Origin of the sequence: Methylophilus sp. (assembly GCF_035460085.1) — a bacterium.
In the GTDB taxonomy this organism is placed as follows: Bacteria; Pseudomonadota; Gammaproteobacteria; order Burkholderiales; family Methylophilaceae; genus Methylophilus.
The window spans coordinates 36530-61142 of sequence record NZ_DATHWZ010000069.1; the positions used below are offsets into that span (position 1 = coordinate 36530).

Annotated in this window: 24 protein-coding genes; 6 read left to right on the forward strand and 18 right to left on the reverse strand. The window is 48.6% G+C overall.

From position 1 onward, the window contains the following. Positions 1-70 precede the first annotated feature (70 nt). On the reverse strand, positions 71-439 hold the full coding sequence (locus VK958_RS10320; RefSeq protein ID WP_325241099.1) for a DUF6232 family protein: 369 nt from the start codon (positions 437-439) through the stop codon (positions 71-73). 250 nt (positions 440-689) lie between these two features. On the opposite strand from VK958_RS10320, the gene VK958_RS10325 reads away from it, so the two are divergent. The 3 genes from VK958_RS10325 (at position 690) to VK958_RS10335 (ending at position 2504) form a co-directional block, all read left to right on the forward strand. Next, complete coding sequence (locus tag VK958_RS10325) at positions 690-1079, forward strand: hypothetical protein (RefSeq protein WP_325241100.1); 390 nt, start codon at positions 690-692, stop codon at positions 1077-1079. A gap of 741 nt (positions 1080-1820) precedes the next feature. Next, a complete protein-coding gene (locus tag VK958_RS10330) occupies positions 1821-1994 on the forward strand; it encodes a DUF1328 domain-containing protein (protein WP_082488040.1) in 174 nt (57 codons plus the stop codon). A gap of 138 nt (positions 1995-2132) precedes the next feature. Then, positions 2133-2504 carry a YidH family protein gene (locus tag VK958_RS10335; RefSeq protein ID WP_325241101.1) on the forward strand — a complete coding sequence of 124 codons (372 nt, stop codon included), beginning with the start codon at positions 2133-2135 and terminating at the stop codon, positions 2502-2504. Between the two features lie 146 nt (positions 2505-2650). Here the strand turns inward: VK958_RS10335 and VK958_RS10340 are convergent, their stop codons facing one another. The 6 genes from VK958_RS10340 to VK958_RS10365 form a co-directional block, all read right to left on the reverse strand. Beyond that, on the reverse strand, positions 2651-3838 hold the full coding sequence (locus VK958_RS10340) for an efflux RND transporter periplasmic adaptor subunit (protein WP_325241102.1): 1188 nt from the start codon (positions 3836-3838) through the stop codon (positions 2651-2653). Further along, positions 3828-7007, reverse strand: coding sequence for an efflux RND transporter permease subunit (locus tag VK958_RS10345; RefSeq protein ID WP_325241103.1), 3180 nt, complete (start codon positions 7005-7007; stop codon positions 3828-3830). The genes VK958_RS10340 and VK958_RS10345 overlap by 11 nt, the downstream gene beginning before the upstream one ends. Beyond that, a complete protein-coding gene (locus VK958_RS10350) occupies positions 7000-7947 on the reverse strand; it encodes a DedA family protein/thiosulfate sulfurtransferase GlpE (protein WP_325241104.1) in 948 nt (315 codons plus the stop codon). The genes VK958_RS10345 and VK958_RS10350 overlap by 8 nt, the downstream gene beginning before the upstream one ends. 84 nt (positions 7948-8031) lie before the next feature. Continuing rightward, complete coding sequence (locus VK958_RS10355) at positions 8032-9126, reverse strand: calcium:cation antiporter (protein ID WP_325241105.1); 1095 nt, start codon at positions 9124-9126, stop codon at positions 8032-8034. A gap of 248 nt (positions 9127-9374) precedes the next feature. Beyond that, positions 9375-10442: an NAD(P)-dependent alcohol dehydrogenase gene (locus VK958_RS10360; protein ID WP_325241106.1), complete on the reverse strand. Its 1068-nt coding sequence runs from the start codon at positions 10440-10442 to the stop codon at positions 9375-9377. Between the two features lie 167 nt (positions 10443-10609). Further along, a complete protein-coding gene (locus VK958_RS10365; RefSeq protein ID WP_325241107.1) occupies positions 10610-11563 on the reverse strand; it encodes an AraC family transcriptional regulator in 954 nt (317 codons plus the stop codon). Between the two features lie 185 nt (positions 11564-11748). Between VK958_RS10365 and VK958_RS10370 the strand changes: the two genes are divergently transcribed. Beyond that, positions 11749-13707: a DUF7133 domain-containing protein gene (locus VK958_RS10370; RefSeq protein WP_325241108.1), complete on the forward strand. Its 1959-nt coding sequence runs from the start codon at positions 11749-11751 to the stop codon at positions 13705-13707. A gap of 150 nt (positions 13708-13857) precedes the next feature. Then, positions 13858-14148, forward strand: a complete 291-nt coding sequence (locus VK958_RS10375) for a PsiF family protein (RefSeq protein WP_325241109.1) — start codon at positions 13858-13860, stop codon at positions 14146-14148. A 275-nt stretch (positions 14149-14423) separates the two neighbouring features. Here the strand turns inward: VK958_RS10375 and cyoE are convergent, their stop codons facing one another. Genes cyoE through VK958_RS10395 form a run of 4 tightly spaced genes read right to left on the reverse strand, consistent with a single transcriptional unit; the run spans position 14424 to position 17688 of the window. After that, positions 14424-15320: a heme o synthase gene (cyoE, locus tag VK958_RS10380; RefSeq protein ID WP_325241110.1), complete on the reverse strand. Its 897-nt coding sequence runs from the start codon at positions 15318-15320 to the stop codon at positions 14424-14426. Positions 15321-15339: 19 nt separating this feature from the next. Next, positions 15340-16314 (reverse strand): COX15/CtaA family protein, encoded by a 975-nt coding sequence (locus VK958_RS10385; RefSeq protein ID WP_325241120.1) that lies wholly within the window; start codon positions 16312-16314, stop codon positions 15340-15342. A gap of 2 nt (positions 16315-16316) precedes the next feature. Next, entirely contained in the window at positions 16317-16934 is a 618-nt protein-coding gene (locus tag VK958_RS10390; RefSeq protein ID WP_325241111.1) for an SCO family protein, read from the reverse strand. Between the two features lie 10 nt (positions 16935-16944). Continuing rightward, positions 16945-17688: an SURF1 family protein gene (locus VK958_RS10395; RefSeq protein ID WP_325241112.1), complete on the reverse strand. Its 744-nt coding sequence runs from the start codon at positions 17686-17688 to the stop codon at positions 16945-16947. A 63-nt stretch (positions 17689-17751) separates the two neighbouring features. Between VK958_RS10395 and VK958_RS10400 the strand changes: the two genes are divergently transcribed. Beyond that, on the forward strand, positions 17752-17952 hold the full coding sequence (locus VK958_RS10400) for a twin transmembrane helix small protein (RefSeq protein ID WP_325241113.1): 201 nt from the start codon (positions 17752-17754) through the stop codon (positions 17950-17952). 50 nt (positions 17953-18002) lie between these two features. Here VK958_RS10400 and VK958_RS10405 read toward each other — a convergent pair whose 3' ends face one another. The 7 genes from VK958_RS10405 to VK958_RS10435 all read right to left on the reverse strand — a co-directional run. Next, a complete protein-coding gene (locus tag VK958_RS10405; RefSeq protein WP_325241114.1) occupies positions 18003-18935 on the reverse strand; it encodes a cytochrome c oxidase subunit 3 in 933 nt (310 codons plus the stop codon). 59 nt (positions 18936-18994) lie between these two features. Beyond that, the gene (locus tag VK958_RS10410) at positions 18995-19528 is read right to left on the reverse strand and encodes a cytochrome c oxidase assembly protein (protein ID WP_325241115.1); all 534 of its coding nucleotides are present in this window, start codon (positions 19526-19528) and stop codon (positions 18995-18997) included. Positions 19529-19743: 215 nt separating this feature from the next. Further along, positions 19744-21336, reverse strand: a complete 1593-nt coding sequence (ctaD, locus tag VK958_RS10415) for a cytochrome c oxidase subunit I (protein WP_325241116.1) — start codon at positions 21334-21336, stop codon at positions 19744-19746. A gap of 27 nt (positions 21337-21363) precedes the next feature. Next, positions 21364-22530, reverse strand: coding sequence for a cytochrome c oxidase subunit II (gene coxB / locus VK958_RS10420; RefSeq protein ID WP_325241117.1), 1167 nt, complete (start codon positions 22528-22530; stop codon positions 21364-21366). A gap of 21 nt (positions 22531-22551) precedes the next feature. Next, on the reverse strand, positions 22552-23013 hold the full coding sequence (locus VK958_RS10425) for a DUF2244 domain-containing protein (RefSeq protein ID WP_325241118.1): 462 nt from the start codon (positions 23011-23013) through the stop codon (positions 22552-22554). A gap of 668 nt (positions 23014-23681) precedes the next feature. Further along, the gene (locus tag VK958_RS10430; protein WP_325241119.1) at positions 23682-24470 is read right to left on the reverse strand and encodes a TonB family protein; all 789 of its coding nucleotides are present in this window, start codon (positions 24468-24470) and stop codon (positions 23682-23684) included. Positions 24471-24481: 11 nt separating this feature from the next. Continuing rightward, the coding region (locus VK958_RS10435) for an ExbD/TolR family protein (protein ID WP_325239617.1) at positions 24482-24613 on the reverse strand (132 nt) is incomplete at its 5' end.

The following is a 24613-nucleotide window of genomic DNA, read 5'->3' on the forward strand; positions in this document are numbered from 1 at the left end:
GTAATCTATTTTTTTAGTCGAAGAGGTAAATCGATGAATAAAACCAGGTTGTTCCTGAATTATTTTTATTTTAGCCTTTATTGATAATCGCGGTATTCAGTGCGCGGATGACTCTATCCACATCATTGCTATTGGGGCTGGTTAAGGCCTGTTTCTCACCATCGGCAGTGTGAATGACCACAGCATACAGGGTCTGCGCAGTGAACCAGGCAACCATGCCGAGCGCGATGGAAAAACCGCCGACAAACATGAAGATATCCTCAAAAATCATCAGGAATGATCCCGATAGCAGGCAGAAGGTAGGGAATGTCCGTCTCGGCTCTATTAATCCATGCTGGACAGCAGTCACTGCGTCAATCGCATAAGTTTGCCCATCAGCAATAAACTGGGTATCGCTGACTTTGATGCCTTCTAGACTGAGGAATACTTTTTCTGTCATGGATGTTGTCCTTGGCAACTTTATCCAGATTGAATTTACAAACATTGCTCACAATCAGTTTACTACTAATTAACAAATGCTCACATAAAAACAAGTTGGCTTTCAAAGTTTAATACCTGGATTTGCATTTATGCCTATGTAATCAGCGTTTAAATGATGACTTGGACAAGCGGATACAAGATAACCCTGAGGTATGATGAAGTTCAAGAGCAGAATTGTTTTAGCCGAACAGCAATGAAGGACGTTATATATGCACAAGAATGAATTTGTCGCCAAAGATGGTTTAACTTACACGATTACACTCGATGCGACGGGCGAAGAGATTTCAGTACTACAGGGAACTGAGCGGTTAGGGGTAATTGACCTGAAGCGCGTGATCAATCCCAGAGGTTCCAACTATTACCTGATCACCGTTTTAGACCTGGAAAAATGTAAAAGAAAAGGCTTAGGTGAAGCGAGCCTCCGATACCACCAGGAAGTATTCCGCATGCCCCTCACCGCCAATGGGGATGTACGAGAAGGCAGACGATCAAATGAAAGTCAGCTGACCAGGGAAGGTATTATTTTTATACAGATAATGCGTGCCAAAGGAGTTGTAGCAGCGGAAGATTTTCATAATGCATTCAGTGAGGATGAGTGATTGTTCAATAAAAGAAGATTACCCAAATCAAGCTGACTAGCGATAAGGCAGCGATCGGAAATAGTCTGATCAATACGTACGAAATCCACGCCAGCTTGAGGAGCAGTGAAACTCCAGACCAGTACACAATTTTAATTACCAGATTTTTATAATCAGACATTGTTATATTTCTTCTAGCGTTGTTATATTTTTCCAGCAAGCCGGACTCTGACAACCAGCTTCTTGCAAGCCATCTTTTAGCGAATCAGCGGCGGATTATATCGCCACCTGTTATTGGCAGCGTCCTGAAGATAAGGCCTGAATACCACGGTCATTGCCAAATACCCTGGCTGTTTATTTTGTTGTAGAGGCCAGCTAATATTGTTTCCACGCTGAAACCGCCTTTGTCCGGCAACCGCACTCCAGGACAATCATCTAGCGCACTCGACTTCGTTTTATAAAACCGTTGCCGACAAAAAATAAATGGGCGCTGTCAGATAATCTAAATACTGAATATCGCTGAAAAACCATTGTGAAATGCTTCCAATCACCGCATTAAATCTGGATCCAGCGATTTCATGATGTTTTCTGATTACTAAAGAATTCGCCCATTAGGTATGGCGTTGCCGTAGGCTGATTCTTACCTGCAATCCAGAAAAATCCTATACTCAAGCTAAGGTCCAGCTCTTATGATGGCTACAGATTTAAAACATTTACCATCAATATTATATTGATATTAATATTCTATAAAGGAGCCGGAACATGCTTTACTATGCGCTGATATTTTTAGTTATTTCGCTCATTGCAGGGGCACTGGGGTTTCGCAGCGTTGAGTCCGGTGCCGCTAAAATCTCAAAAGTATTTTTCTTTATCTTCCTGATTTTAGCAATCGGTGTGGCTATTCTGGCAGTCCTCGGTATAAGCCTGTTTGTTTAATGCTTTGGATTTGCTTTAATCAATAAGCGACTTAAAGCTACTGCAAGCGAATCACCTTACCTAGACGACTTATCCGGGCATACAACCTGGATAAGTCGTAAAATGGCATGATTCTTCTGTGATAGCGAGCATGCCCTCATGTCTTATCTTGATGACCCCCGCGTTTACTTTGCTGCCGAGCGTACGTTACTTGCCTGGCAGCGCAGCTCCATCGCTCTGATGGGGCTGGGATTTGTCATTGAACGTTTTGGCCTTTTTATCAAGCTAATGAATCTAGATGCAAAGATTGTCGATTCACAAAGCACTACTTCATTGTTTATAGGTGTCGGCTTTATCGCGATCGGCGCGCTTACCGCTTTACTGTCTGCAATGCAGTTTATTGTATTCTGCCAGACATTAGGTCAACAGGAAAAACCGCGGGGCCACCTGTTTTGGTTACCCCCGGCGGTCAATGTGTTTTTAAGCTTGTCCGCCACTTCATTAAGCATCTGGTTAATTCTGGCACGCTAAATACCCAGGCACCGGAATACCAGGTACAGAGACTCAGGAAAAAGGTACGGTTGACCACGCCATGCCCTAACCTATTAAACAATTAATTTAATTAGCCAACCATACGTAATTTAACCAAAATGACCTGCGTATTTAACTGACTCGAATTATTTGACTGGTTTAGCGTGTTCTTTTGCCGACTGGTCAGGCGCGGTGGCAATATTTACCAGTGTGCCATCAGTAACACCATCCGGCGGGTTTTCAATCACTTGGTCGTTGGCCGTTAGCCCGGTTTGGATTTCCAGGGTTTTACCCAGATCACGCGCAATGGTGATAGTCTTCAACGCCACTTTTTTATCAGTACCGACTGTAGCCACTTTCAATCCATTCTGGTCAAAAATCAACGCGCTGGCTGGAATACTTAACATGCCTGCCGCATCTTTTATTTGCAGGTTTACATTGGCAAAGCCGCCAGGCAAAAACTTGCCTGCCGCATTGTCTACCAGCAATTGCACAAGGGTGGTCCCTGACGAAGTATTAATAGCACCTGAGGTAGACTGAATAGTCGCTTCAAAGCTGCGGTCCGGATATTCGGGCACACTGAAACTTGCCTTACCGCCAGGTTTGATATAGCTGACATAATTTTGCGGAACATTGATATATAAACGCAGCTTGCGTGTATTGGAGATTTCAAATAGTGGCAATGCCGTACTGCCGTTGCTGCCGGCATTGATGAGTGCGCCGGTATCGGTATTACGCGCAGTCACGGAACCATCAAACGGTGCGGTGATACTGGCAAAGCTCTTGAGCGCCTGCAAGCGTTGCACATTGGCTTCAGATGCTTTTACCAGCGCCTGCTTGCTTAAATAGTCACCTTGTTTTTCATCGACTTCCTGCCGCGCGATTGATTGGGTTTTGAGCATATCCTGCCAGCGTTTGGCTGTGGTTTCAGCTAAGCTAACATTCGCTTGTGCACTCGCCAGGTCAGCCTTTGCCTGTAATAGTTCCTGGTCAAGGTCTGGCGTTTCCACCTCGCCTAATAATTGCCCGGCTTTGACTGAACCTCCAATATCGACCTTCCAGTTTTTCAGGTAGCCACTGACGCGTGCGTAAATCGGTGCGCGCGAAAATGCTTCAAAGCGCCCCGGTAATATAAGCTGATTGCCGTCAACCGCGCCACCTGGTTGGCTGACACTCACGGTAGGCACCGCCTGCTTGTCAGTCCAGTCTTTAAGTTTGTCATCATGGCTGGCGCGGGTAGATATGCCAATCATGACAATGCCTGCGGCGATCAAGGCCAGCAACAAGCCGCCCAGTTTTAACCTGCGCGAAGCGTGGTGGGAATTAGTGGTCATGAGTCTCTCCTGTAGAGGTGCTGACAGGGGTAAAGTGTGTTTTCCTGTGTATGGCGCTAAAGACCACCGGCACAAATAATAATGTCGCGATGGTGGCAAAAATCAAACCGCCAATCACCGCGCGTCCGAGTGGCGCATTTTGTTCACCGCCTTCACCGAGGCCTAATGCCATCGGCGTCATACCGATCACCATCGCCAGCGCGGTCATCAGCACCGGGCGGAAGCGCACAAAGCCGGCGTCGATGGCTGCGGCGGTGGCATCTTGGAGTTCAGCCAGCCGTTCCCTGGCAAAGCTGATCACCAGCACACTGTTGGCGGTCGCCACGCCCATACACATAATGGCGCCGGTAAGCGCTGGCACGGAAAGTGGTGTGTAGGTGATAAACAGCATCCAGACAATCCCGGCCAGTGCAGCCGGTAAAGCGGTAATAATCACAAACGGATCACTCCAGGATTGCAGGTTGACCACAATCAACAGGTAGATCAGCACGATGGCGCCCAATAGGCCGAAAAACAAACCGGTAAAAGCATGGTCCATGGTGTATGCCTGACCGAGCATCACCACACTGGCAGCTTTCGGTACTTTGTCTTTGCTGTTCTCCAGAATCTCGCGGATATCGGCAGCCACTGCCCCAAGGTCTCTATCCTGGGTACTGGCGTGAATCTGCACCATGGGCTGGATATCATATTGGCTGACGACCGCATTGCCTTTATTGCGCTTGAACGTCGCCAGGCCACCCAACGTTTGCGTCTGTCCGTTATTGCCACTGATAGGCAGGTTCGCCAGCGTATTCAGACTATCCAACTGATATTGCGGGGTTTGCAACACGATGGGATAAGTCACGCCGTTGGCAGGGTTTAGCCAGTAAGTCGGTGATACCTGTGAACTGCCTGCCATATTGATCACCATACTATTGGTGACATCCCGGGTGCTGATGCCGATTTCCTGTGCGCGGGTTTTATCCAGGTTGATGTCAAATGCCGGACGGTTGCGCGATTGCTGGATACGCGCATCGACCACGCCTGGCACCGTGCGTATCTTTGCCAGCAGCTGCTGGGCATATTCAAAATTATCTGCCAGCTTGCCACCGCGGATCTGGATATCGATTGGCGCGGGTGAACCAAAATTCAGGATCTGGCTGACGATATCTGCCGGTGGGAACGAAAATGTCGTATCCGGGAATTGCTTGGGCAATGTTTCGCGCAAGGTGCGGATATAGCCCGCAGTGGGTGCATGATGTGGTTTGAGCGCGATCTGGATATCGCCATCCTGCGTACCGATGACGCCGGTGTTGTTATACGTCATATTGATGCTGCTGATAGGCATGCCAATGTTGTCGACGATGGTTAGTATTTCATCGGCAGGAATGACTTTTTTAATCGTCGCCTGGATGTTGGCAAAGCGATTGGCCGTCTCTTCAATACGGGTGCCGACAGGTACGCGCGCATGCATCAGGATTTGTCCGCTATCCACCGCCGGGAAAAAGTTACTGCCCAGCATCGGGGTCAATAAAAAGGAGAGTAGAACGACTGCCATGAACCCGAACATGAACAGCTTGCTATGATGGATAGCCAGCGCTAACAAACCTTTATATGACAAGCGTATGCGTTCAAACCCCGCTTCGAAACTCCGCTGGAAACGCACTAAAGGATTGCGGCTGACGGTCATATGCGCATCGCCGTGTACATGCGGTTTCAGCAGGTAATTAGCCATGGTCGGCACCAGCGTACGCGACAGGATAAATGAACTGACCATGGCAAACATCACCGCTTCTGCCATAGGCACGAACAGATAGCGCGACACGCCTTCCAGGAAAAACATCGGCACAAACACGATGCAGATACACAGCAGCGAGACGAAAGCCGGCGTCACGATTTGTGCCGCACCATCGAGGATGGATTGCTCCACCTGCTTGCCTTGCTCAAGATGCCAGTTGATATTCTCAATGGTGACCGTGGCCTCATCCACCAGGATACCGACCGCCAGCGCCAGTCCGCCTAGCGTCATGATATTCAACGTTTCACCAGCGATGGATAAACCAATGATGGCACCCAGAATCGATAGCGGGATCGATGTCGCAATAATTAACGAAGAACGCCAGCTACCAAGAAAAAGCAATATCATCAGGCTGGTTAAAATTGCTGCCAATACGCCTTCAAACACTACGCCCTCAATCGCAGCGCGCACAAACAGTGACTGGTCGTTGATGGGCGTGGCAATCAATGTATCCGGTAGGCTGGGCTTGATTTCTTCCAGTTTGTCTTTAATGCCCTCTACAATGGCCAGTGTCGAAATCGCGCCATTTTTCAGGATGGTCATCAATACCGAACGGTTGCCATCGACATGCACGATATTGGTCTGAGGTGGGTTACCGTCGCGCACCTGCGCAATGTCGCGCATATAAATGGTGGCACCATTGACAACCTTGACCGGGATATTGGCCAGCTCATCAATGTCGGAAGCAGCATTGTTCAGGTTCAGCGTGTATTCAATACTGCCGATTTTCTGCGACCCTACCGGCACGACCAGGTTATGCGCCGCCAGGGCATTCGACACATCCTGCGCCGACAGCCCACGTGCCTGTAACGCCGGTGGATTGAGGTCAATCTGGATCTGCCGGCTTTTGCCGCCATACGGGAATGGCACGCCAGCGCCGGGCACGGTCACCAGGCGGATACGCACGGCATTTAAACCCAGGTCAGCCAGGTTTTGTTCAGAGAGGCCTTTGCCGGACAGGGCAATCTGCAAGATAGGCACCGTCGAAGCATTGTAATTCAGGATCAGTGGCGGCGTGGTACCGGTCGGCATTTGCCGGGTCACTGTTTGCGAGATGGCCGACACCTGCGCGTTGGCCGTGGCAATATTGACACCGGCATGGAAAAAGATCTTAACGATGGCAAAGCCGTTAAAGGAGTTCGCCTCGATATGTTCAATATCATTGACAGTGGTAGTCAAACTGCGCTGGTACAGTGTGGTGATGCGTCCGGCCATATCATCCGGCGGCAGGCCACTGTATTGCCAGGCCACGGCCACCACCGGGATGCGGATTTCAGGAAAGATATCCACCGGGCTGCGCAAGGCTGACAAGGTGCCGACGATCAGGATCAGCAATGCCATTACTACAAAGGTATATGGCCGCTTCAGGGCAATGCCAACGACATTAAACATTCACATCCTTTGCTGGCGGCAGGCTGACGATATAACCGGCATCACGCCAGGCATCAATTCCCCCTGTTAATGGCCGGATATTGCGATAGCCACGATTGATCAGTTTCTTGGCGACTTTGGCAGCAGTGACTTCATTCGGGCACGAGCAATACAGCACCACAGGTGCATCGGCATCGATATCCAGCACCAGGTTATCCACGTCTTCCAGCGTAATAAACTGCGCACCTGGAATCCAGCCATCATCTACCAGGTGTGCTGCACGCGTATCCAGAATCACTGGCGCCGCACCTTTATCCAGCATCTCGTTTAACTCCTCAATACTGATACGTGCCATACGCAGGCTTTTGATAAACCGCTGTCTGTCCCACCATTTATACGCGATAAACGCGGCCAGCAGCCCCAGCACCAGCAATGTGCCCCACTTACCCATTTGCACTAATGTCAGCATCAGCTCATCTATCGCAGAACTGAATAAGGTACCCAGCCAGAGTGCAGTGCCTGCCCACAATGCTGCACCCAGGCCATCCATGATGACAAAGACCAGGTAACGTGTGCCGGATGAGCCAGCCAGCGCGCTGGAGATTGAAGCAAAGCCGGGAATAAATTTACACACCAGTAAGGCAGGCGGGCCAAATTTCAGGTACAGCGATTCTGTCTGCCTGACACAGGTATCTGGCGAAAGTGAAATCTTGCATAATTTTCCCATCACTTTTTTACCGTATTTACGGCCAGCCATATACCAGATGGAATCCGCTATCAAAGCGGCAATCACGGCTACCGCCAATAAAGTGCCCATACTGTATTGCCCATTGGCAATCAGCACGCCAGACAGCAATAGCGTTGGGTAAGCGGGTAGTGGCAGGCCTAGCTGCTCAAGCAGGACATTGGCGAAAATAATCACCAGGCCGTATTGTTGAAGTAATTCCAGAAGGGTACTCATCAGTCACTCATACAAGCGCTGTTTGGATAGCGCTTAATCTTTACAAAATTTTCTTGTAGAACATAATTCTTATCGCATTTTTGACTACATCCCGAGCGTTGCCAGCATGGCAAACGCCATGAATAATACAAAATGCGTCATGCCTTCAATAGCATTGGTTTCGCCATCATGCAGATTGATAGTCGCCACCACCAAAGTCAAAAAAGTCATCACCATTTGCGTCGGTGACAGGCCGACGATCAGCGGTTTATTCTGGATCAGCGCAATCGCCTCGATCACCGGCACCGTCAGGATAACCGTAGATAACGTTGCCCCCAGCGAAATATTCACTACTGTTTGCATGCGGTCATTCACCGCGGCTTTCAGCGCAGTCAACACCTCGGGGCTGGCAGCGATTATCGCCACCACGATCGCCGCGACAATCGGCGGCACACCACTACCACTCAGCCCGGAATCCATGTGCATGCTCATCTCTTCAGACAGCAGCCCGATGGTCAAAATGCCTACCAGGATATACACAATCGCCAGCCTGACATCGACGATGGTTTTGCGGGAGACCATATCGCCCACCCCGTCTTTATTATGCTGGTCACGGTAGCTGAAATAGTTACGGTGACGGCCTGTTTGCATTTTAAGAAACAGCGCATAAAACACGCTCATGGTGATGATGGTGAACATTGAATACATTCGCCAGTGCTCAGGCGGTAAAAATGCCGGCAATACCATCGAGATCCCCAACGCCGTCATGATCATGACAATGTAAGTATTGCCCGAGTTAACGTTGTATTCCACCTCGCCATACTTGATACCACCAACGATGGCACATAACCCGAGGATGCCATTGATATCCAGCATCACTGCCGAATAAATCGCATCCCTGGCCAGCGTGGTAGAAGAGGTATGGCTTAACATCATGACGATGATCACCACTTCAATAATGACCGCGCTGATGGTCAGAATCATGGTGCCATAAGGCTCTTTCAATCGTTCTGCAACATACTCGACCTGGAACGACAGCTGGAATGCCAGGTTGATGATCAACAATACAAAGATAATTGAAACCACCAGCGACTCTTGCTGGCCAATGTGCATCACCTTGTCAATTTGAGTGAGGGAGATGTAGGCAAGAATCGATATCACCAGTGATATCAGGCCCTGGGGAGGTTTTTCTGTAAGCATTTGCTAAGTGGGAAATAAACAGATATCCATCTTAACACCGACCTTTCGTTTATGCCTTCCAAGAGCCCGATTTGTATTGCATTTTATACCAGCCTTCTGCTTCCCGCCTGCAGCAGGTATTTCTTATATTTAATTAAACAAGGGTTGCACCACAGACAGGTGCCAATACAGAGAAACGCAGGCGAAATTTCAATCACGCCCTGAATCACCTGATACACTTTCACCTGCCTGGCGAGCCCTGTTAAATACTACGCTTTCGCACTAGCGTTGAACGAGGCAATATCAATCACAAAACGGTATTTCACATCACTTTTTAGCATACGTTCGTAAGCCTCATTGATATAGCTGGCATCGATCATCTCCACATCGCTGACGATGTTGTGCTTGCCACAGAAATCCAGCATTTCCTGGGTTTCTGCGATACCGCCGATCAATGAACCGGCCACCTGGCGGCGTTTGGTGATCAGGTTGGCGCCATGCACTTCCACCGGATCCAGCGGTCCCACCAGTACAATCGTTTTATCGCGCTTGAGCAAGCCGATGTAAGGATTCAAATCATGCGCCACCGGTACCGTGTCTATGATCAAATCAAAGCTGGCAGTATGTTTTGCCATATCATCGGCATCTTTGGAAATCAGCACTTCATGCGCTCCCAGCTTGGTGGCATCTGCCGCTTTACTGGCCGAGGTAGTGATCATCACCACATGTGCACCCATGGCGGCTGCCAGTTTGACACCCATATGGCCCAAGCCACCCAGGCCGATAATGCCGACTTTCTGGCCGGGTTGCACATTCCAGTGTTTCAGTGGCGAGTACAAGGTAATGCCCGCACACAACAATGGCGCAACTGCTTTGGTATCCAGGTTTTCCGGTACGCTGACCACGAAATGTTCATCAACGGTGATGCGCTCGGCATAACCGCCAAACGTCAGGCCGCCATGGCGTGGATCTTTTGAGTTATAGGTGAACACCGAACCATCGCAGTATTGCTCTTCACCGGCACCGCACTCTTCGCAGTGGCGGCAGGAGTCGACCAAACAGCCGACCCCAACCAGTTGCCCCAGCTTGAATTTAGTCACTTGGTCGCCGACTTTGCTGACGCGGCCCACGATTTCATGGCCCGGCACCATAGGATACAAAGAGCCGCCGCCCCATTCGTTTCTGGCCTGATGAATGTCTGAGTGGCAAATACCGCAATATGCAATATCAATCAGCACATCGTGCGGACCAGGCTCACGGCGGTCTATGCTCATAGGCGCAACCGGAGTGGTTGCGTTTTGAACCCCATAGGCGGCTGTTTTAAAAGTGAGTGCCATGTCGCGTTCTCCATATTTTTCTTGAAACTTCAAATTAACATGCCGGAATGAAGCAAAGCTTCCCAGCAATCACCATTAAAGTCTAAAAGAATCACTGTAAAAATAATTGCCAGCTTTTCTTGAATGATTGCCTAAAGCTATGAGTTTTCCTGTCACACGCTTAGGGTCTACTGCTGCACCGTGACATATCTGGCATCCACATCACTTGGGGTAGTAATCAGTGCACTACGTACTGCACTGACCTCTTCCATCGGGCTTTTGCCAAACATACGCTTGAACTCGCGGCTGAACTGCGACGCACTTTCGTAACCTACCTTGCTGGCCGCCAGGGTGGCACTTAAACCATCCTGCACCATGAGTAACCGTGCTTTGTGCAAACGGGTCATTTTCAGGTACTGAATAGGCGAAGTAGCCGTCACATCCCTAAACGCCGCATGAAACGAAGGCACACTCATGGTAGATTCCGAAGCCAGCTTGTCTACATTCAGTTCTTTATCATATTCAGAATGGATCAGCCGCAAGGCTTTGCTGATCTTGCCCATATTATTGTGCGTGCTATGCGCCGCCAAAATGGCCGAGGCCTGCGATGTCTGCAAGATCCGGTAATGGATCTCGCGAATAATCGCCTGGCCGAGTACCGTTGCTTCGGTTTTCGATTGCAGACATTCCAGCAGTCTGACCACCGCGTTAGATAAACGTGCGTCCAGTGGTGTGGATGTGATGCCACTCTTGCCATTAATTTTCAGGGGCGTGTCGTGCTCAACACTCAATAGCAGCTCAGAGATCATGGCCAAATTAATACGGATTGAAATCGCCAGCAACGGCTCTTCCATTGAAGCGATGGTTTCACTCTCGAATGGCAGGGGCACCGATAAAATCAGGAATTGTTGCGGGTTGTATTGATAAACCTCACCGCCCAGATAGCCGATTTTGCGGCCCTGACAAACGAATACAATACTGGGTTCGTAAAAAACCGGGCTACGCGGAATCGATCGATTCCAGCGCATGAGTTTGACGCCATCCAGCGCAGTCAGTGTAAACCCTTCACTGCGTGTCTGGCTGGATAACAGCGCGATGGTTTTATCCCGGTCGTGGGCGTACCAACATTCAGAATTGCTCATATACTTGCACTATGTGATTGATTAGGCACAAATAATACGCCCAAATGTCTCTATTCAGCAAATAAGCCATAGAAATAGGCAATGATTTCATATTTTTAAACTTATCAGCGAACCTCAGCCTGAGTAGACTACTCATACCACACTTGTATTGAATGCAATACTTTTCGAGAAGGAGGATAAACGTGATGAAAAATCAACTCATAAAAGGTCTGATCGGTTCGATATTTGCCACCCTGTCAATCTCTGCCTGGGCAGATATTCAGGATGTACGCGACAACCTGAGCAAATTACGCGTGCCTGATGGTTTCAAAGTAGATGTATACGCTGAAGTACCTGGTGCGCGCCAGATGACGCTGGGCACCAATGGCAACGTGTATGTTGGTACGCGTGGCAATAAAGTGTATGCGGTGGTCGATAGAAACAAAGATCATAAAGCCGACCAGGTAGTAGCGATTCTGGATGACCTGACAGTTGGTAACGGTGTAGCCATGGTTGACGGCCATTTGTATGTGGCCGAACAACACCGTATCACGCGTTATGCCGCGCCGGATTTTGATTTGACCTTACCGTTCAAAGCCATGCGTGAAGTGGTCTACGACAAGTTACCCAACAAAGCGCACCATGGCTGGCGTTATATTGCGACCGGGCCGGATAACAAGCTTTATGTGACGGTTGGCGCGCCTTGCAATATTTGCGACCCTACCGGTATTGAAGCTTCGATTATCAGCATGAACCCGGATGGTAGCCAGGTGGAAACCTTTGCCAAAGGCGTACGTAACTCAGTCGGCCTGGATTTCCAGCCTGGCACTAACACCCTGTTTTTCACCGATAACGGTGTCGATTTGCTTGGCGCAGATATCCCGCACGATGAGTTAAATGCGGCACCTAAAGCCGGCCTGCATTTTGGTTTCCCGTACTTTGCCGGTGGTGATGCACGCGACCCTAACTGGAAAAACAAAACGCCTCCTGCTGCAGTGACTAAACCAGTGGCCGAATTTCAGGCGCACAGTGCCAACCTCGGCTTCAAGTTTTATTCAGGCAAACAGTTTCCAAGCGAGTATCAGGGCAATGCCGTCATCGCCCAGCATGGTTCATGGAACCGTAAAGAGCCTGTCGGTTACCAGCTGGTCCGCGTCACTTTCGACGAGCAAAAACAGGTCAAGGAAACCAAAGTATTTATTGATGGCTGGCTCAGTGCCGAAGGCGAAGTATGGGGCCGTCCGAATGACGTACTGCAATTGCCGGATGGCTCACTGCTGGTTTCGGATGACTATAATGGCGTGATTTACCGTGTCAGCTATGACGGCAAAACACAGGGAAAATCTGCTGCCGCAGCCGCAGCACCGAGCACCAATCAAGGTGAGACAACATTGACAGGCTTCGCCATGCCGGAATCTGTATTTGCTTCACCGAATGGTGTCGTTTATATCTCGGAAATCGGAGAATTCGGTAAAGCGGGCGATGGAAAAATCACCCAGATCGATGCCAATGGCGCACGCAAAACATTAGCAGATGGTCTGAATGATCCTAAAGGCCTGGATATGTTCAACGGCCAGCTGTATGTTGCTGATGTAGACAGAGTGGTGAGTGTTGACGCGCAAACTGGCAAGCAAACGGTGACTGCTGCTACTTCAGCTTTTCCCCGCAAACCAGTATTCTTGAACGACATTGAAATTGATGGCCTGGGCAATGTATATGTCTCGGACAGTGGCGATGACAATGGTAAAAGTGCTGGCATCTTCAAAATCACACCTGCTGGTAAAGTGACTGAAGTCCTGAGAGCGAATGCCGGTATCAAACGGCCAAATGGTTTGTTGATGGATGGTCCAGATAGTTTACTGGTAGCTGACTTTGGTACTGGCAAATTATTCAGGCTGCAGTTAGGTGGCAAAAAAGCTTCCGTTACTCTGCTGAACCAGGGCTTTGGTGGCGCAGATGGTTTGATCCGCGATGCGCATGGCCACCTGTATGTGAGCGACTGGGCGGGCGGCAATGTCTGGCAACTGGCTGAACCAAAAGCTACTCCGCAACGTATTATCCAGGGTTACCAATCAGCAGCAGATATCAGCCTGTCTGCGGATGGGCAATCCTTACTGGTGCCTGATATGAAAGCAGGCACATTGCATAGTGTACCTATTCAATAAGCCTGTATTTCATTGTTTAAAACCCGGCTAATCACCGGGTTTTTTATTCCACCAAACACGATTGCTCTGTGTCAGAATGACATGGTCAGGCTTGCATTCTGGCAGCCTGAATCATTCATCATCATATTCATTATTTGTTTGGAGAATTTCATGAAAAAACTGGTTCTTGCGTTACTGCTCTCCTCATTCTGTATTTCAGTATCAGCAGGCCCGCAACAGGAAAAAATGAAAACCTGTAATGCAGATGCGACCACCAAAGCCTTAAAAGGCGATGACCGCAAAGCGTTTATGAAAACCTGTTTATCTGCCGATGCAGACTCCGGCCTGACTGCTCAACAGAATAAAATGAAGACCTGTAACGCAGATGCAAAAACCAAGGCTTTAACAGGTGACGAACGTAAAGCTTTTATGAAAACCTGCTTATCAGGAAAAAATTCTTAAGCCCGTCCTACTTACGCCTGCAGCCGCGCTGCAGGTGTTTCAGCAAGACCTAGCACCTCCCTCAAGTTTTTAAGTTCGTCTGCTGTAAATCAAGTTTGTGCTTGGTTTGCCTTATTTACGCACGGATATCCGTTGCCGGTGAGGTTTGCCATTCTTTATTGCGGCCAAAACACAAATTGAATGGTAGGGATCATGCACGGAAAATGCTAGTCGCTGAAACAAAAATGGCAGCATTGCCACATGCTGCCACCCAAACTAACTAACTACTTCAGGATCTAAATCAAGTAGTGATCCAGCAATAACGCGGCAAATATCAGGCTCAGGTAAAGAATCGAATATTTAAAAGTAGTTTTGGCCAATTCATCAGAATAGCGGCGATAGAGGCTGACTACATAGTACAAAAACACAGCATTCAGGCAAGCCGCTGATGCCAGGTACAACCAGCCACTCATGCCTAAACCATAAGGCATCATCGACACGACAATCAGGATCACGGTATATAGCAAAATATGCAGCAGCGTAAATTGCTCGCCGTGAGTCACCGGCAACATCGGCATGCCCACTTTGGCGTACTCTTCGCGGCGATATAAAGCCAGCGCCCAGAAATGCGGTGGTGTCCAGGCGAAAATAATCAGGAACATGACCAAGGCTTCTGGCGATACGGTGTTATTCACTGCTGCCCAGCCAAGTATTGGAGGCATGGCACCTGATGCACCGCCAATCACAATATTCATAGGCGTCGCCGGTTTCAGGAAAACTGTATAAATCACGGCGTAGCCAACAAACGTCCCCAGTGTCAGCCACATGGTCAGTGGGTTCACCCAGTAATACAAAATACTAAGACCTATGCCACCGAGCACACTGGCAAATAGCAGGGTTTCCATTTGGGATAACTGGCCGGTAGGAATCGGACGCGCACGCGTACGTGCCATCATGGCATCGATCTTGTGTTCGATTAAACAGTTAAAGGCCGCTGCCGCCCCTGAGGCAAATGCAATGCCTACGGTTGCTGCCAATAAAATCTGTAGCGATACCATGCCTGGCGTAGCCATGAACATGCCAATGATGGCGGTAAATACAATTAATGCCGTGACGCGCGGCTTGCACAACGCATAAAAATTGCGCAAACTCATTTTGGCCGATGTGAGTTGTGTAACCCAAATACTTTGCATGACTAATCCCCCAACTTTTCTAATAAGACGTATTAATTAATCTCGCATTCACTGTCACCAGGCAGATACCCAGCAACGCAGCGCCGGCGTTATGCAATACTGCCAGCACCAATGGCAGTTGCAGTAACAGGTTCCCGATCCCAACGCTGATTTGTAACAGTAAAACCAGCAATAATGTCCACGCCAATGTTCTGGCGGTTTTGCGCTGTAATAAAATCCTGATGCTGATGATGCCCCAACCCAGCACAACCAGCGCACCCAGCCTGTGTATCCATTGAATCGACGTCAAGGCGTCAAGGCGCAATTGACCGCCATCCCGGCTTTCTCCTAGTGCCCGTGTCAGGTGGAATGCATCGTGCAAATCCATGTCTGGCCACCACAAGCCATGACAGGTGGGAAAGTCAGTACATGCGAGCGCCGCATAGTTACTGCTGGTCCAGCCACCCAGCATCACCTGTAAAAACCATACCACCAACGCCAGGCGTAACCACCATTGCTGCGCGGATGGCAATGCAATCGATGGTTGGACATGATTGCGGACGGCGATCCAGCATAATAATGCCAGGGTAGTCATCCCGCCCAGTAAATGCAAGGTCACAATTACCGGCTTCAGTAACAGTGTCACAGTCCACATACCCAGCAGCGCCTGTAAAAAAACCAGCACTACCAGGGCAACCGATAACTGCCATGACGTTTGTATTTTCAACCTGTTCACATATGCCAGCCAGGCCAGTCCTAAAATAACCAGACCCAGACTTCCAGCCAGATAACGATGGGCCATTTCTTTCCAGGCTTTAGCGTGTTCAAGCGGCTTATCCGGGAATGCCTGCTGTGCAGAATGGATCGCTGACTCACTCTGCGGCACGGATAAGGCGCCATAACAGCCTGGCCAGTCGGGACAGCCTAATCCGGCATCGGAAAGCCTGACATATGACCCCAATACCACGACACAAAACGCCAGCACTACAGCCACAACACTTAAAGACCTGAACATACTCAACCCGCCCACGAAGCCTTCAGCAGCTTCATCAAGTCTTTGCGTATCCATTTGGCTTCCTGCTCAAGCGGATACTGCATCATGATATTGCCTAGTGGATCAATGAAATATACCCGCTGCGCATCCAGTGTGTTCTGCCCACCACCACTCAGCATGCGTCCTAAAGTAGCCACCTGCTCTGCTTCGCCATTGATGATCAGCAAATCAGGATACCGTTCGCGAATTTTGCTTGTATCTGCCTGTTGCGTGATCAATACACGCTGCACTCGTATCATGTCTTTATACAGCGATACGTAAACCTGACGCAAATCGTACAGACGCTGCATACAACGTGCATCACATTCTCCGGCAATGAGGACAATATTCCATTTATCCTGCCAGAAGGCGGGCATGGCTTGCTGATTGTCATTCACCCAATGGGTGCCGGAAGCAATTGAAACAGGTGGTTGAATCAGCTGGCCGTAGCTTTTACCACTGGGTCGCCAGTCAAACTTGATCATCGCCACGACCACCACTAAAGGCACAGTGAAGAATACTGCCAGCAGCAGAAAAATCATGCGTCCTTTTCGCTGCTGGGCGGCATTTACTGAAGCTTGTGACTGTGAGTGTTCTTGCATGACCAACGGGTTACCTTTTTTCCTGACTTTTTTCCAACATTTGATACACACCAATCAGGATGCTTGCCAAAGCAAAACCAAACCATTGATAGGCATAACTTAAGTGTTTTTCTACCTGTCCGGCCGGTACATCCCAATGGCGGACAAATCCATCTTGTGCAATGTATGGATCCAGCTTGAGGATAGCATGCGGTACCAATGGGTAAGGCAACTGCTTCTGCAAATATTCAAAATCTATCACTTGCTGTACTTTATTCCAATGCGCATCTGCCTGGCCCAATTGAAAGCCGGTTTTCTTTTGATGCCATAGCATGCCTGCAACGGTTTGCTGACCTTCAGTAGTATTGATCGTCGGCAATTGCTGGTGATCAGAAAATCCAGCTACCCAGCCTCGGTTTACCAAAATCACTGTCCAGTTGTCATCTAATAAAAATGGTGTCAACACGTGAAAACCAGCCTGCCCCTGCTCCACCTGATTATCAAGAAAGAAAGAGTGTTCCGGCAGGTAATGTCCGGTTAGTTTCACAGCACGGGTATGTAAAGCTTCTATGCCACTTTCATCCAGTTTGCCTTGTGCTGCCAGCTCAACCACATTGAGTTTACCTTCAGCCAGGGCAAGGGTAATCGCCTGCTTCTGTTCGGCTTTGTGCCATTGCCACATGCCCAATTTCAAACAGCCAAAAACCATGAGTACCACAACCAATATCACTACTGGCCGAAACCTCAGAACATACGATCCCAAAGGTATTTGCATTTTCTTACTTACAGCCCATAATGTGCCTTCACAATTTACCTTCACTCAGCGCAGGATCACACCATGCTTATAAAAATTGCTACTGTTCTTATACTGCTAGTCATTGTCGGCAGTTTGTTTTCAGCCCTGGTTTTTTTGCTTAAGGACAAACGTGGTTCTGATCGTACTGTGAAGGCATTGACCATGCGTATTGGCCTGTCTATCGCCTTATTCTTGCTACTGATACTTGCTGCACATTTCGGGTATATCGGCCATACGCTTTAGATCAAGACAACCGGTATTGAAAAGGGCGCTCTTGGCGCCCTTTTTTGATGCTAGAGCATGTAGACAAAAATATACAAACCCAACCACACCACATCCACAAAGTGCCAGTACCAGGCAACACCTTCAAAACCGAAATGATGCTCAGGCGTGAAATGGCCCTTGATGCTGCGCAGCAAAATCACAATCAACATCAATGTCCCTATCGTCACATGGAAACCGTGAAAGCCGGTCAGCATGAAGAAAGTAGCCCCATAAGCACCGGATTTCAACGTCAAGCCCATTTCAGTGTAGGCATGATGATACTCAGCTGCCTGGCAGATCAGGAAAGTGATACCTAAACCAACTGTTAATGCCAAACCCACAATCAGTTGCTTCCGGTTATTTTTAATTAATCCCCAGTGTGCCCAGGTGATGGTGGCACCAGAGCTCAACAGCAACAGGGTGTTGATCAGCGGCAAACCACTCCAGGTCATCGGGTGGAAGTCAGGGTTAGGTTTGAAAGTCTCACCTAGCACAACCCCGCCCGGTCCTTGTGTCGGCCAGGTACTCAGGAAGTCTTTGTAGGGCGTGATATCCGGCGCATAGGAAGCAAGGTCAGGCACTGACAGTACCCGCATGTAAAACAAGGCGCCAAAGAATGCTGCAAAAAAAGCGACCTCTGAGCAGATAAACACAATCATGCCAATACGGAAAGATTTGTCTTCCCACCTTTTATACTGGCCTGTCAGGCTTTCTGTGACTACATCGCTCAACCATTTGAACATCATGAACAGAATGATCGCCAGACCTAGATACATCATATATTTGCCGGGCGTCGCCAAAAAGTCCAGGGAAGGATTCTTGAGTGAGCCATCGCCACGTAAATCAGAGCCGGTGACATTAAATACAAACCCGCTGGCCATAGACAACAGACCAACAGAAATCAGTGCAGGATAAACACTGCCGTGTGGTACAAAATAATGGTTTTCTGAATGACTTGCCATGCCTAACTCCCAATCATTTGATTTTTATAATTTCAATCACAATCAATCATTAATTTGAATCATTTGCTTGCCGGAAAGAACGAGTAGGATAACGTGAGCTCATTCACTTCTGGCGGTAGATCAGTACTGATAAAAAACCTGAGCGGCAGCTGCTTTACCTGTCCGGGATTAAGCGATTGCTTTACAAAACAAAAACACTCAATCTTTTTCAGATGGGCAGATGCTTTACCTGGCGTCACACTTGGAATAGCCTGCCCGGCCACCACTTCACTCGTTGTATTTTTTGCTTCAAACATCACTACGGTTACCTGGCCTGGATGCACTTTGATGCTATTTTGTTTGGCATAAAAATTCCAGCCCAAACCAGGCATCACGGAAGAAACGAACTGCACAGTCACTTCCCGTGATAAATCTACTTTTTGCTTTGCTGCCGTCTGCGCAACATTGCTTGTTTTGCCATTCAACCCAGTGACAGAACAAATCACGTCATACAAAGGCACTAGCGCAAATGCAAACACCAACGCACCTGCAAGAATCCACGCTAGCTTGAATGCCAACTTCCTGTTGGCTTCTGATTTATCCTGATTCAACATTGCGTGGGTTCAACACCAGATATCTTCAAAAACTATTTCCACATGGTGAACATAGAAATCACGTACCATGCGATTGCCAGTCCAGCCAAAATCCAGGCGATCTTTTTATTGTTACTTTGCTTCGGTTTGCTCAAAATCTTTTTCCTGTCACTTTCATACCTGCACAAGGTTTACCACTGGCCATCCATCGTTAAATGCATGGCCGGTGATAACAATTACTTCACAACAGGTTGCTCAGTGAAACTGTGATATGGCGGTGGAGAAGGTAATGTCCACTCAAGGCCAATCGCACCCTCCCATACCTTGTCTGTCGCTTTTTGCCCGCCTCTGGCACAACTAATGATGTTATAAACCAGCAGTAACTGTGACAAACCAAGCACAAACGCACCAATTGTGGAAATCATGTTGAATTCCGCAAATTGCAGCGCATAGTCAGGAATACGGCGTGGCATGCCTGCCAGACCCACGAAGAACTGCGGAATAAAGGTCACATTGAACGAAATGGCAGTTAACCAGAAGTGCAATTTACCGAGCTTCTCGTTATACATATGGCCAGTCATTTTTGGCAGCCAATAATACACGCCCGCCATGATGCCCATGATGCCACCGGCAAATAGTGTGTAGTGGAAATGTGCAACCACAAAGTAGCTATTATGGTATTGCGCATCCGCTGCGACATCAGCCAGAACCAAGCCTGTCAGGCCGCCTACACCAAACAGGATAATCCAGCCCACGGTAAACAGCATTGGCGTTTCAAACGTCATTGCTCCTTTCCACATAGTGCGGATCCAGCAATAGAATAAAACGGCAAGCGGCAGGGAAATAGCCATGGTGCTATACATAAAGTACAACAATGCAGGCACTGGCATACCGGCAGTGAAGAAGTGATGTGCCCACACAACGACTGATAAGGCACCGATAGACCATAATGAATACACTTGCGCCTTATAGCCATACATTGGTTTGCGGCTGAATGTCTGCAAGATTTGTGGGATGAAGCCCCAAACCGGCAACAGCAAAATATACACTTCAGGATGACCAAAGAACCAGAACAAATGCTGGAACATGATCGGGTCACCACCACCGGCAGCATCGAAGAAATGCGTACCGAAATGGCGGTCTGTCAGTAACATGGTCACGGCACCAGCCAATACAGGAATGGTTGCAATCAGAAGGAAGGCAGTGATCAGCCAGCCCCATGCAAACAATGGCATTTTCATCAATGTCATGCCAGGCGCGCGCATGTTGAAAATGGTCACGATTACGTTAATTGAACCTAGAACTGAAGAAATACCCAGCAAGTGTACTGCAAAAATGGCGAAGTCTACGCCGATACCACCCTGCACAGAGAGCGGTGGATAGAATGTCCAGCCGGTAGCCAGTGCCCCATCACCGATACCGAATAATGCCAGGGTAAAAGGCAAGGTCAGCAAAATGGCTGAAGGTGGCAGAATCCAGAAACCCCAGTTATTCAACCGCGGCAATGCCATATCCGGCGCGCCTAGTTGTAAAGGTAACATCCAGTTGGCAAAGCCGGTAGCAGCAGGCATCAACGCCGCGAAAATCATGATCAGCGCATGCACGCCAATCAATTGGTTGAAGAACTCGGGGTTCATCAATTGCAGGCCAGGCTTGAACAATTCGGCACGGATGCCAAGAATCATACAGCCACCCACTAAAAACATGACCAGTGAGAATGTGAGGTACATGGTACCGATATCTTTATGGTTGGTGGTCGTTAACCAACGCATGATGCCGGTAGGATGCTCCTCATGCTCGTCGTGATGTGCTACGGAGGTGGTACTCATCGTTGCTCTCCTAAAAATCTTTCAAAGTTATTCGCGTGCTGCTTTGACTTGTGGCGGCTGCACCAGGGCATCCACCGACGCGGTATTACCCAGGGCATTACGCTCATAAGTAATCACAGCAGCTATTTCAGTGTCATTCAAGGTCGCTTTCCACGCCGGCATGACACCTTTGCCGTTCAGTACACGATCAAGATGACTGTCTTTTTGGTATTTACCATCTGCGCCGAAGATCGGGCCAACAGCAATCTTGCTGCCTGTCAGCGCCGGGAATGCTGGCGGCAAACCCGCGCCGCTCACCTGATGGCAAACCGCACAGTTTTTCTCGTAAACGGTTTTACCTTGTGCCAGCAACTCTTCCTTACTCATCTCTTTGACATCACCAGCGGCTTTTTGCTCCGCCTGTTTTTTGCCGGCCCAGGCAGCAAATTCTTCTTTTGAGACAGCATTGACAACCACAGGCATATAACCGTGGCCCTTGCCGCACAACTCTTTACATTGACCACGATAAACACCGGCTTTTTCAACCTGAACCCATGTCTCACGGATAAACCCTGGTACAGCCACACGGGAAGAACCGAATTGCGGCACCCACCAGTTGTGCAACACGTCAGAAGCCGTCATCAGGATACGGACTTTTTCACCGACAGGTAACACCAGAGGATTATCGACTTCCAGCAGGTAGTGTTCGCCTTTTTCTTCTTTGTTATTCAGCTGGTCATTGGTTGTGGCAAGGTTACTGACGAACTTGATCCCCTGCGCATCACCATCGAGATACTCATACTGCCAGCGCCATTGTGACCCGGTAATTTTGATCACCATGGTGGACTGATCCCGCGTATCCTCCATCATCACCACACTGTGGTAAGCCGGGATCCCCATGATGACAAAGTCAATCAACAACAGGATGGCAAAAGGAATCAGCGTCCAGAAAATCTCCATCGTGGTAGATGGCACCTTATCAACAACAGCTTTATAACCTTTGTCGTGGCGGTGTTTGAAGATCGAATAAATCATGATTGCCAATACCACCACAAAAATCACGGCGGTAATCAGCATGAATTTATTATGCACATGCAGTGTATCCAGCGCCATCGGTGTGACCGGGTCTGGGAAATTGAAAGTGTAGTCAGCGCGTGCGCTCAATGAATAAAACAGTGCAAAAGCACTAGCCCCAAGCTTCTTCATTCCTTGCATCTAATCTGCTCCAAAATCTAGTTATTTAGTTTTTAGAAGTGTACGCTTGAGATGTGATACCAGTTCAGCGCGTTGCGCGTTGTTCATGGTGTCACGGCCAAACTCTACTTCTTGATTACGGGACCCGATCCAAAGTGACGTTTTACCATTCTCACCTTCCCTGAGCGTTATCCGGGTCCAATAGCGTTGAAAGCGGACGTGTTTTATTTTCCCTAATACACTTTGCTCAATTTCAACGTGATCCTCGACGATTGTGATCTTTTCGTAGTCATCACTGTGTTTCAACACCAACACAAACGCCAGAACCACTAACACTAATTCCAAACCAGCAAATGGCAATACCATCCAGGCACCGATATGCACAAAAGCAAGGGCGATCAGCCCTGTCAAAATGCCCAAACTCAGCAACAACCTGCAAACACTTTCAGCAGAAGCGGAAGCGTTTGGCTTTGCAATGCATTGCGTTTCGTAAATGGATAACATGTTTGCCAACCCAGAACTGAATCTGTAGCAACTAAATTACGTTTAGTTACAAATTTGTTACATGTTGAACGGTAGCATAAGACGACTCGAGTGACAAGAAAAAAGAATATTGCTGCGGTTGGAAAAAATAGTTTTCATGAATAATTCTAAATTCACTAAGCAGGTAGGCAGATACTCTCGGACAAACACGAATATCTAAAAAATAATAAAAAATCAATGGGATGGGAATTAAATATTTTCCTGATCAAGCACAGGCTGCCAGTCAACTCACTATGGGGAAATACAAAAAAATAAATCACTCTGGCGAGAAAATATTCCATACATCCTTACTTAAAATGGAGAGGCAACGTTCGATGGTTCGCATTTCTGGACCACCCGGATATGCCTGGAAATTGCCACAACACAAATGAATAGCGCACCCCGGACTATAAGTGCTTACAAAGCGACAACTTGATAAGCTTTTATTTAGTAAGAAATTGCACGAAGTATGCATGCGGTTGAGATAGCCAATAGGGCATTATTTGGCTGATAGCTCTTTTAAAAAAAATCCCCTGCACTTACCGGAAGAAGATGGCAAGCACAGGGGCTAGGAGCGCAGAACTATCGTTCAAGAAAGTGAGGGATAGCCTTTCCAATAATCCTGCCGCATGACACTGCTTTTATGATTTTTATTCCAATTGAAAAGACACCGGAATAGTGATCTTGAAGGTTTTCTTTCTCAGGCTTTCTTTCACACCCAGTTGTTGAATCGCTTTTCTCACCATCCGCATAGCCTCCTCATCCAGTGGCGCATGTTTGCTGCTATCTGTCAGCGACACATGCACAAGCTCGCCATGTACGAATTGCGCGAGAATCGTGACGTCCCCTTCCAGATGTCTTCTGATGGCGATGGTCGGATATTGCTTGCCCTTGTTAACCAGCGACCGTAACTGTTCACCATAATCACCCCATGCATCATGATCGCTGACAGTCAGTTCATCGGTTTCGCTGCTGACCAGTATATTGGTGGTCGGGCGTGATTCCCTGGATTCCATACTGGAGACGATAGGCTCGTTACTGCCGGTTGCAGTATTCACAGAGGGTACCGGCTCCACGCGTACAGGTAGCACCTGTTCCGGCACCTGGTAATTGGTCTCGCTGCTGGCAGTGGTGGTAATCACTGACTTCTGGTTCTCCATCGGCGGCGTTTTCTGGGGCTTGACGGTGGTTGCCGTCTTTTGTGGCTCGGGTGGGGCCGGAGCAGCCACTGAAGGAGAAGCTTGCTGTTCGCTAGGCGCGGAGGCAGGCATCTTCATGGTGAAGAATTCGATTTCCAGCTTGTCCGGGATGGTGGGCAGTTCAAGTCGTTTTAGCGTGGGATAGATAGCGACGACAACGGCATGGATTGCCAGTGAAATAATCACCGCACGCCATACCTTGGCATGGCTGTCATCATCGATAAACACCAGGCTGGTCATCTCTGTGCTGCCTATTTAGCCGATTCCGGCGACATCACAAAGCTGAACTTGCTGATCCCGGCACGCTGGATCGCTGCCAGCACCTTGGCCACAATGCCATATTCAGCATGCTCATCTGCGTAGATCTCAACCGCCGGGTCCTG

Coding starts and splice junctions, on each gene's coding strand:
- VK958_RS10320 (WP_325241099.1), bottom strand. CDS start 439: ATGACAGAAAAAGTATTCCTCAGTCTAGAAGGCATCAAAGTCAGCGAT.
- VK958_RS10325 (WP_325241100.1), top strand. CDS start 690: ATGCACAAGAATGAATTTGTCGCCAAAGATGGTTTAACTTACACGATT.
- VK958_RS10330 (WP_082488040.1), top strand. CDS start 1,821: ATGCTTTACTATGCGCTGATATTTTTAGTTATTTCGCTCATTGCAGGG.
- VK958_RS10335 (WP_325241101.1), top strand. CDS start 2,133: ATGTCTTATCTTGATGACCCCCGCGTTTACTTTGCTGCCGAGCGTACG.
- VK958_RS10340 (WP_325241102.1), bottom strand. CDS start 3,838: ATGACCACTAATTCCCACCACGCTTCGCGCAGGTTAAAACTGGGCGGC.
- VK958_RS10345 (WP_325241103.1), bottom strand. CDS start 7,007: ATGTTTAATGTCGTTGGCATTGCCCTGAAGCGGCCATATACCTTTGTA.
- VK958_RS10350 (WP_325241104.1), bottom strand. CDS start 7,947: ATGAGTACCCTTCTGGAATTACTTCAACAATACGGCCTGGTGATTATT.
- VK958_RS10355 (WP_325241105.1), bottom strand. CDS start 9,126: ATGCTTACAGAAAAACCTCCCCAGGGCCTGATATCACTGGTGATATCG.
- VK958_RS10360 (WP_325241106.1), bottom strand. CDS start 10,442: ATGGCACTCACTTTTAAAACAGCCGCCTATGGGGTTCAAAACGCAACC.
- VK958_RS10365 (WP_325241107.1), bottom strand. CDS start 11,563: ATGAGCAATTCTGAATGTTGGTACGCCCACGACCGGGATAAAACCATC.
- VK958_RS10370 (WP_325241108.1), top strand. CDS start 11,749: ATGAAAAATCAACTCATAAAAGGTCTGATCGGTTCGATATTTGCCACC.
- VK958_RS10375 (WP_325241109.1), top strand. CDS start 13,858: ATGAAAAAACTGGTTCTTGCGTTACTGCTCTCCTCATTCTGTATTTCA.
- cyoE (WP_325241110.1), bottom strand. CDS start 15,320: ATGCAAAGTATTTGGGTTACACAACTCACATCGGCCAAAATGAGTTTG.
- VK958_RS10385 (WP_325241120.1), bottom strand. CDS start 16,314: ATGTTCAGGTCTTTAAGTGTTGTGGCTGTAGTGCTGGCGTTTTGTGTC.
- VK958_RS10390 (WP_325241111.1), bottom strand. CDS start 16,934: ATGCAAGAACACTCACAGTCACAAGCTTCAGTAAATGCCGCCCAGCAG.
- VK958_RS10395 (WP_325241112.1), bottom strand. CDS start 17,688: ATGCAAATACCTTTGGGATCGTATGTTCTGAGGTTTCGGCCAGTAGTG.
- VK958_RS10400 (WP_325241113.1), top strand. CDS start 17,752: ATGCTTATAAAAATTGCTACTGTTCTTATACTGCTAGTCATTGTCGGC.
- VK958_RS10405 (WP_325241114.1), bottom strand. CDS start 18,935: ATGGCAAGTCATTCAGAAAACCATTATTTTGTACCACACGGCAGTGTT.
- VK958_RS10410 (WP_325241115.1), bottom strand. CDS start 19,528: ATGTTGAATCAGGATAAATCAGAAGCCAACAGGAAGTTGGCATTCAAG.
- ctaD (WP_325241116.1), bottom strand. CDS start 21,336: ATGAGTACCACCTCCGTAGCACATCACGACGAGCATGAGGAGCATCCT.
- coxB (WP_325241117.1), bottom strand. CDS start 22,530: ATGCAAGGAATGAAGAAGCTTGGGGCTAGTGCTTTTGCACTGTTTTAT.
- VK958_RS10425 (WP_325241118.1), bottom strand. CDS start 23,013: ATGTTATCCATTTACGAAACGCAATGCATTGCAAAGCCAAACGCTTCC.
- VK958_RS10430 (WP_325241119.1), bottom strand. CDS start 24,470: ATGACCAGCCTGGTGTTTATCGATGATGACAGCCATGCCAAGGTATGG.